General features: G+C 68.3%; 5 protein-coding genes and 1 pseudogene. 3 read left to right on the top strand and 3 right to left on the bottom strand.

Annotated elements, in window-relative coordinates; genetic code table 11:
- Positions 1–395: 395 nt before the first annotated feature.
- On the bottom strand, positions 396–2,183 hold the full coding sequence (locus ADK54_RS34860) for a trypsin-like peptidase domain-containing protein (RefSeq protein WP_159048001.1): 1,788 nt from the start codon (positions 2,181–2,183) through the stop codon (positions 396–398).
- 673 nt (positions 2,184–2,856) lie between these two features.
- Between ADK54_RS34860 and ADK54_RS46995 the strand changes: the two genes are divergently transcribed.
- Positions 2,857–3,489, top strand: a complete 633-nt coding sequence (locus tag ADK54_RS46995; RefSeq protein ID WP_199827098.1) for a tyrosine-type recombinase/integrase — start codon at positions 2,857–2,859, stop codon at positions 3,487–3,489.
- An 827-nt stretch (positions 3,490–4,316) separates the two neighbouring features.
- Here the strand turns inward: ADK54_RS46995 and ADK54_RS34870 are convergent.
- Positions 4,317–5,243 carry a LysR family transcriptional regulator gene (locus ADK54_RS34870; RefSeq protein ID WP_053729800.1) on the bottom strand — a complete coding sequence of 309 codons (927 nt, stop codon included), beginning with the start codon at positions 5,241–5,243 and terminating at the stop codon, positions 4,317–4,319.
- 71 nt (positions 5,244–5,314) lie between these two features.
- On the opposite strand from ADK54_RS34870, the gene ADK54_RS34875 reads away from it, so the two are divergent.
- Positions 5,315–6,079, top strand: coding sequence for an SDR family oxidoreductase (locus tag ADK54_RS34875; RefSeq protein ID WP_078966860.1), 765 nt, complete (start codon positions 5,315–5,317; stop codon positions 6,077–6,079).
- Positions 6,080–6,252: 173 nt separating this feature from the next.
- A pseudogene (locus ADK54_RS34880) lies at positions 6,253–6,693 on the top strand (GNAT family N-acetyltransferase); the annotation flags it as partial.
- A gap of 120 nt (positions 6,694–6,813) precedes the next feature.
- Here ADK54_RS34880 and ADK54_RS48620 read toward each other — a convergent pair.
- Complete coding sequence (locus ADK54_RS48620) at positions 6,814–7,056, bottom strand: CGNR zinc finger domain-containing protein (protein ID WP_078966862.1); 243 nt, start codon at positions 7,054–7,056, stop codon at positions 6,814–6,816.
- Positions 7,057–7,208 lie beyond the last annotated feature (152 nt).

Raw genomic sequence — 7,208 nt, forward strand, 5'->3', positions numbered from 1 at the left:
AACTGCAACGCTCGGAGGGGCCAACTCAGCCGCTCATGGGCCATCTCGGACACTCAGTCTCAGCAGCGCCATCAATGTCCGATACCTCTGGGACGACCCCTACACCCAGCTCGCGATCGTCTTCGTGGGCGGAGAAGGCTGCTACCAGGCCCCGTGCGCAACAACCCCCGAGGCGGCGCGGAGGAACGCCGAACGCGGGCCGGACCGGCTGCGCACTGCGCAAGTCGCCCCGTTGCGGGGCTATGAAAAAGGTAGGGGGGCGCACCGCAGCAGTCGTCGGCCAGGGGCCCAGCCGCAGCACAGGGCCCGGGGCTTGTACCGCAGACGCGGTTCAAGCTCCGGGCCGAGGCTCTGTGGACCGGGTGAACGAGCTCACCCGGCCACGTCGCTGACGCTCAGTGCGCGGCGGCGGTCACCGATACAGGGGCAGCGGAGCCGACCCCTGCCACGGTGTTGCCGCCACCCTCCGCGTAAGCGACCAAGCCCGCGAATGCGCTGTTCCACACGACTCCGTAGGACGGGAAGGGGTTGACGCCGCCCTGCTGGAATCCGCCGATGCTGGCATACGCCGTGCCGGTGCTGTCGCTGAGCGGGCCGCCGGAGCCTCCGTCAGCGAAGGTGCAGTTGAGCTCCAGCTGGCTGTTGTCGCCGTTGAACCGGGTCGCCGGCGCGTTGCACGCGCGGGGGTCCTTGTAGTCGTGCGGGTAGCCGATGGTGTAGGTGGGGGTTGAGGCCACGTTCACGCCTTGCGAGGTCTTCCACTTGTGGATCCCGGCCACGTTCCCGATGTGTGCGCCGTCTGAGCGCGGCTTGATCACGTAGACCCCGAAGTCGGCATCGGGGGCGTGATCGTCGTGCCAGTGCTTGGTGACGTAGCCGATGCTCTGAACCGACCAGGCGGCATGAGGTCCGCTGGAGTTGTCGTTCGGCACGAACTTGTCGGGGGTCGGGGCGTTGACCCAGATCCCGGGCGGCCCGCCGAAGGCGTGGTTCGTGCTGTTGTAGATGCAGTGGCCGGCGGTGGCGACGATGTCGGGGCCGATCACCGTGCCGGTGCAGTTCCAGTGCACGGGCCCGAGGTGGTAGTAGAGCTTGCCGACGGTCGGCTCGCCCGAGGTGGTCCGGGTCGTCCCGCCGTCAGACGGGGTAAAGCTCTGCGCCATGATGCTGGGACTGGTACCAGGAGCCATGCCCAGGCCCGTGGAGACACCGCCGGCCGGCTTGTCCTGCGTGATCCACAGGGCGCCGGTGTTGGCCTGGAACGCGATCCCAGGCACCCCCGAACCGCTGACCGCGTAACTCGGGCTGGTGCCGCGCATCATGCCCAGGTGCAGGTCGGTGCCAGCGGTGGTACCCGGCGTGATCCACAAGTTGCCGGTGTTGGCCTGGAACGCGATACCGAAATGGCTCTTGTTGTTGTAGTTCCTGGTAATGCTGGGGCTGGTGCCGCGCATCATGCCCAGGTGCAGGTCGGTGCCGACGGTGGTACCCGGCGTGATCCACAGGTCGCCGGTATTGGCCTGGAACGCGATCTCGACGTCGGGCCCGCCGGTGGAAGAGATGCTGGGGCTGGTGCCGCGCATCATGCCCAAGTGCAAGTCGGTGCCCCGTCCGGTTTCCGAGTTGTAGCGCCACAGGTCGCCGTTGTTGGCCTGGAACGCAACGTCGTACTCGATGTGGCCCGCGCTGTCGTAGTGGGCAACGACGCTGGGGCTGGTCCCGGGCATCATGCCCAGGCCCGTGTTGAGGGTGTGTCCGTTCCCGGTGACCCACAGATTGGTGGTGTTGGCCTGGAACGCGGTCCAGTAGACGCTGGTGTCCCGGCCCTGGCAGACGCTGCTGATGCTGGGGCTGGTGCCGCGCATCATGCCCAGGCCCGTGTTGACGGTGTGTCCGTTCCCGGTGATCATCCACAGGTCGGTGGTGTTGGCCTGGAACGCGGTCTCGCCACCGCTCCCGTTGCACCCTCCGAGTGCGGTGCTGGGGCTGGTGCCGCGCATCATGCCCAGGCCCGTGTTGAGGGAGCCGGGCGCCGTTCCCCCCGACTCCCACAGATTGGTGGTGTTGGCCTGGAACGCGATGGTGAACGTGTCGGTCGGAAATGCTGCGGCAGTGCTGCTGGCGGACGCCGGCGCGGCACTCAGAACCGGAAGCAGCCCGGCTGCCGCAACAGCAGAACCCAACAGGACGGGTACCAGCCGACCCAGCGCCCCGCGGCGCGGCGTTCCCATGGCGCTCTTCGGCGCCCCATGCCTTCTTAACCTCATCATTGTCCCCCGCTGCTCGTGACCGTACTTCGGCTCAGATCGACCGTGCTGAATCGGCTGGGCGTGGCCGCCAGGCGCTGAGATGCTGCGGACCTACCGACCCCTCGGTCAGCCATCGGCCTGGGCCACTCCGGTAGTGGTGCCAGCGGCGACGGCCATCGTCGCGGCCACCACCGCTGCCTTGACCGAACGCTTCATCGCTGTTCCTTTCGTAGCGCGGGAACAGCTGAGCGCCCCACGGCGACGCTATGGGTACGGGCCCTTCGACCGTCCTAGATTCGTCCTAGTGCCAGGTCACCAAGGGGATCGGAGCTGATCGCGGCCAGCATCTCGGCCTGGCACGGTCCGTCGAGCCGGACCCCGCGTCCGGTGACCTGTGCGACACCGCCCCACCTCCGCCACGCTCCGCTGCTCATGCTCTTCGCCCCGCTGACGGTGGGGAAGACACCCGCAGAGCAGGCCCCGCAGGGTGCTCACCTCCTGTGGAGGGCCCCCTCCACGCCGTACGGGCTGGAACGTCACCGGTCGTGACGCCGGGTGGGAGCATCCGGTCGGAGTTCCGGGCGGAGGCCGCGGGTGGACTCTGGACATGGAACATGCGCACCACGCCCTGCCCCACCGGGCGGCCGCGAAGATCAAGCCGGACTGGCAGTTGGGCGGCGGGGTGATTACCGGCGGAGAGATCTACCGCGTCAGTCCTGCCATAATCAGCAGCTACTTCCAGTACATGACGACGGAGTACGCCCAGTACGCCACCAGCCACGGCATGCTCCTGATCCAGCTGGCCGGCCCACGCCGTGGCGAGCCCTGGAGCGCGGATGCGGCCCGCGGGATGCTGCGGCGGGCCGGACGACGGGCGGGGTTGCCCGGACGGATCAAGCCCCAGGCGTTCCGCCACCAGATCACCAACGACGTCCTGGACGCCTCCGGCGGTGACGCGATAGTGGCCAAGGTGGTCGGGAACTGGGCCTCGGCCCGCATGGTCGACGAGGTCTACGGGCATCCGGACCTGCATTCCCCTGAGTTCGTCCGCGCCCTGCACGCGGCCTGGGGGGCGGGGGGGGGGAAGACGCATGAACAGGGTGCAACTGCTGCCGCCGCCCCCGACCGGTGGATCCGCCTCGCGGACCGTCGGCGACCGGCTGGAGGTACTGACCTCCTTGACCGCGGCACCGTCATTCGACCCGCTCTACCGCGGCGACGTCATCGTGATGCCGCGTGATCACCCCGAGTACGGCTGGGGGTGCGGTGTTCCGCTCTGCGCCCGCCCGGAGCTGCCGGCACGCGGCTACTGCCACTTCCACCACGACCAGTGGCACCTGATGCGCGACGTCGAAGGGAAGAACATCGCCGACTTCCTGCGCATGACGGTTCCCCAGGACTCACGAAGCCGACTGGACCAAGTCCCCTGTCTGATCTGCCCCGACCATCCGGCGCCCGCTGTGAACGGGCTGTGCTTCCGCCATAACGGGCGCGGTTCTGGCACAAGATCTTGGGGAGTCGTCGCGGAGCGTCACGTTGGTGTTCGATTGCGAGGAGTCGGGTTCGCGTGAGACCGCGTACGCCTTGTCGTTCATCGTTCAGAATTGACGCTCCCTCAGGCGTCTGCTGGCCGCTGCTGCGGTCGGTTGTGGGCGGTGATGGTGCTGGGTATGCAGGCCGAGGCATCATTCTGGGACTCGCTGGTGTTCGACGAGATCGACGACCTGGTCGTCGAGGCGGTGGCGGCCGCTTTCGGCACGGTCGACGTGGCGGCAAGAGGCCAGGCGGCCGGGGCGGCCTGGCCGCCCCGGGGAGGTGCTGCCAGCTGCCCGGTGCCGTCCCGCACGGAAGGCGCTGCTCGCGGACGTGTCCGGGACTGTTCGGCAGGTGGCCGGAGGGCGAGGGCTGTTGCTGCACTGGGCGTGCAGGCCGGTCCTGGCCGCCGCGGGCCACCTCGTAGCGGTAGACGGCCTTGACCAGGGTCATCGCGGCGACCGGGCAGAACCTCGGCCGCGGGTGGTCCCGCCAGGGGCCGGTGCTCAGAGCCGCGTCTGAACCTGGGCTGGATCAGCGGCACTCCGCGCAGACGTCCCCCGGACCGCCTTGTCGCCGTACCGTCTCCACCGCTGTCTCGGCGAAGGCGCGGATGCGGTGCGTGTCCGCTGCGGCCTGCCACACCAGGCCGTACTCCAGCGGGGGAGCGTCGTCGAAAGGGACGTAGGCGATATTGGGCCGGGCGTAGTACCTGACCTCGTGCGCGGCGGTCGGATGTACTCCTCGCCCGGCTCCGACCAGGGCGAGGAGCTCCTGCCGGGTCGCCGCCCGCTCACCGCGCTCGATGGGACGGCCCTCCGGAGTCGTGGGCGGCAGGAGATGGTCGAGCCAGTAGTCCGGTACGGGCCCCGAGAGACTGAGCACCTTGTCCCCGGCGAGGTCGTCGACCCGGACAGAGGGCCTCTTCGCGAAGGGGTGCCGGGTGGAGACGGCCAGCACGCGGGTATCGGAGATCAGTACGGGGCCGGTGGCCAGATCGGGTTCGACGACGGGGAACTGGGCGAGCAGCAGGTCGAGTTCGCCCGAGCGCAGCAGGCCGAAAGGGTCGCAGAGCGGGGTCTCGTGCAGTAGGACGTCACCGGCCGTCGGGTACCGCTCGCGGTATGCGGAGGCGGCGAACAGCACGAGCTCACCGGCGAGCGGACTGCTGAACCCGACGCGCAGCGGCTCGCCCAGACCGCGTCCCGCGGCAACTGCCCGCTGGACGCCGTCCCTGATCAGCTCGTAGCCGGGGCGTATGTCGTCCGCGAGGCGGCGCCCGATCGACGTCAACTCCACGCGCCTGCTGGTCCGTTCAAAGAGCGCCGCGCCTATACGTCGCTCCAGTTGCTTGATGGTCTGGCTGACCCGGGCCTGCGATACGTGCAGGCGTTGTGCGGTGCGGCCGAAGTGCAGCTCCTCGGTGAGGGCCAGGAAGATCTCGACGTCGCGGCGTTCCATAACTGTCAGGTTATCGACCGTTGCGCGACCGGCTGTTGTTCGGGGTCCACTGGACGATCAAGGATGGGGACATGAACACCGACATGAACGCGACTGTGAACGCCGACTTGAACGCCGCTGCCAAGCCCCTGGTTGTCATCACCGGAGCCAGCTCGGGAATTGGCGCCGCCACCGCCCGGACTCTATCCGCGCTCGGCCATCCCCTTCTCCTGCTGGCCCGCAGGGTCGAGCGGATCGAGGCGCTCGGCCTCCCCGACACCCTCGCCCGCTCTGTCGACGTGACCGACGCCAAGGGGATGGCCGCCGCCTTGGCGGAGGCCGAGGCGCTGTACGGCCCCGCCGACCTGATCGTGAACAATGCGGGCGTGATGCTGCTGGGCGAGGTGGCCAGGCAGTCGGCCGACGAGTGGGAGCGGATGTTCGACGTCAATGTGCGGGGGCTGCTGAACGGGATACGGGTGGTCCTGCCCGGGATGATCGCGCGCGGGCGGGGCACGGTGATCAACGTCAGTTCGGTCGCGGGCCGCAGGACCTATGCCAACCACACGGTGTACAGCGGCAGCAAGTTCGCCGTGCACGGCATCTCCGAGAGCCTCCGCGAAGAGGTCGCCGGCCACGGGGTCCGCGTCGTCACCGTCGCCCCGGGGGCCGTCGAGACCGAACTGCTCTCGCACACCACCGACGAGGCGGTGAAGGCCGACTACCAGGCCTTCAAGGACTCCATCGAGGTGCTCGCCCCCGAAGACGTGGCGACGGCCATCGGCTACGCGTACCAGCAGCCGCAGCGCGTCACCCTGCGCGAGCTGGTCCTCGCGGCCACCGCACAAGTGGCCTGAGATGCCACCGAGCTCACCACGGATACGACTGACTCTGTCTTCACACGCTGAAGTTGGACGCCATCGCGTCGTACGTGCAGTCGGTCTGCCGAATGATGTGACCGTCGAGCAAAGGGGCATTCGGCAATGCCTCCTATGTTCTGGCCTGCATTCAGCAGCCGGCCGGGAGACTCGACGATCTCGCCCCAACGTTTGCCGCCTCACGCCGCGCCATGGACGACATGCCCATGGAAGACACCGACTACGGCACCGTGGCCTGGGACGTGGAACGGGCCCGGGCCACGGCCCAGGCCGTCGAACGACGCGGTGACCAGCTGCACACCGTCGTCGCTGTCGACACCTCCAACAGCTCGATCGCCGGATTCACGGAACTCGTCATTCCCGGCAACGGCACAGGCGATGGCTAGCACTACGGCACCGGCGTGCTGCCCGAGCACCGTGGACACGGCCTCGGCCGGTGGATGAAAGCCGAGTCGATCCGACAGGCCCATGGGCACTATCCGGACCCCGGCGGCCTCCTGACCGACACCGCCGACAGCAACACGCACATGAGACACATCAACGACAGTCTCGGCTACACACCCACGCACACGACACGCCAGCTCGACCTTTAGCGGTCAACGGACAGGCCGGGCTTGGACATCACCCTGTCCGGCTCGTCGGCGCTTTTGATACACGCCCGAGCTGTTGCGGGTCATGACGTTGTTGACGGGTCTGATCGCGGCGCTGTCGGGTCAGCTCGCGGCGAGCCGTGACTTCTTGACCCTGTTGCCGCAGGTATTCATGGAGCACCAACGGCGGTTGGCTCCGCGGCTGGTGTCGAGATAGAGCCCCGCGCATCCGGGGCCTTGGCAGTTCTTGATGCGGCTGCGGTCGGGGCCCCCGAGGATGTGGATGGCGTCCGTGGCCAGGACGCCGAGGGCGTCACCGACAAGGGTCGTGTCCGGCAGGTGCCATTCTGCGCGTTCGTGCCCCAGTGCTGCCTTCGCGTGCCCGGCGGCAGCGACCGTGTTAACGACTCCTACTGACTTTTCCGATGGGTTGTCGGCGTGACGTCGGCGGTGTTCCGCGCTATGCCGGTGGTATGCGGTATGCGCAAGGGGGTGGGCTCAGGGCCTATGAACAGGCC

This window comes from Streptomyces sp. WM6378, from assembly GCF_001279695.1.
Taxonomy (GTDB): Bacteria; Actinomycetota; Actinomycetes; order Streptomycetales; family Streptomycetaceae; genus Streptomyces.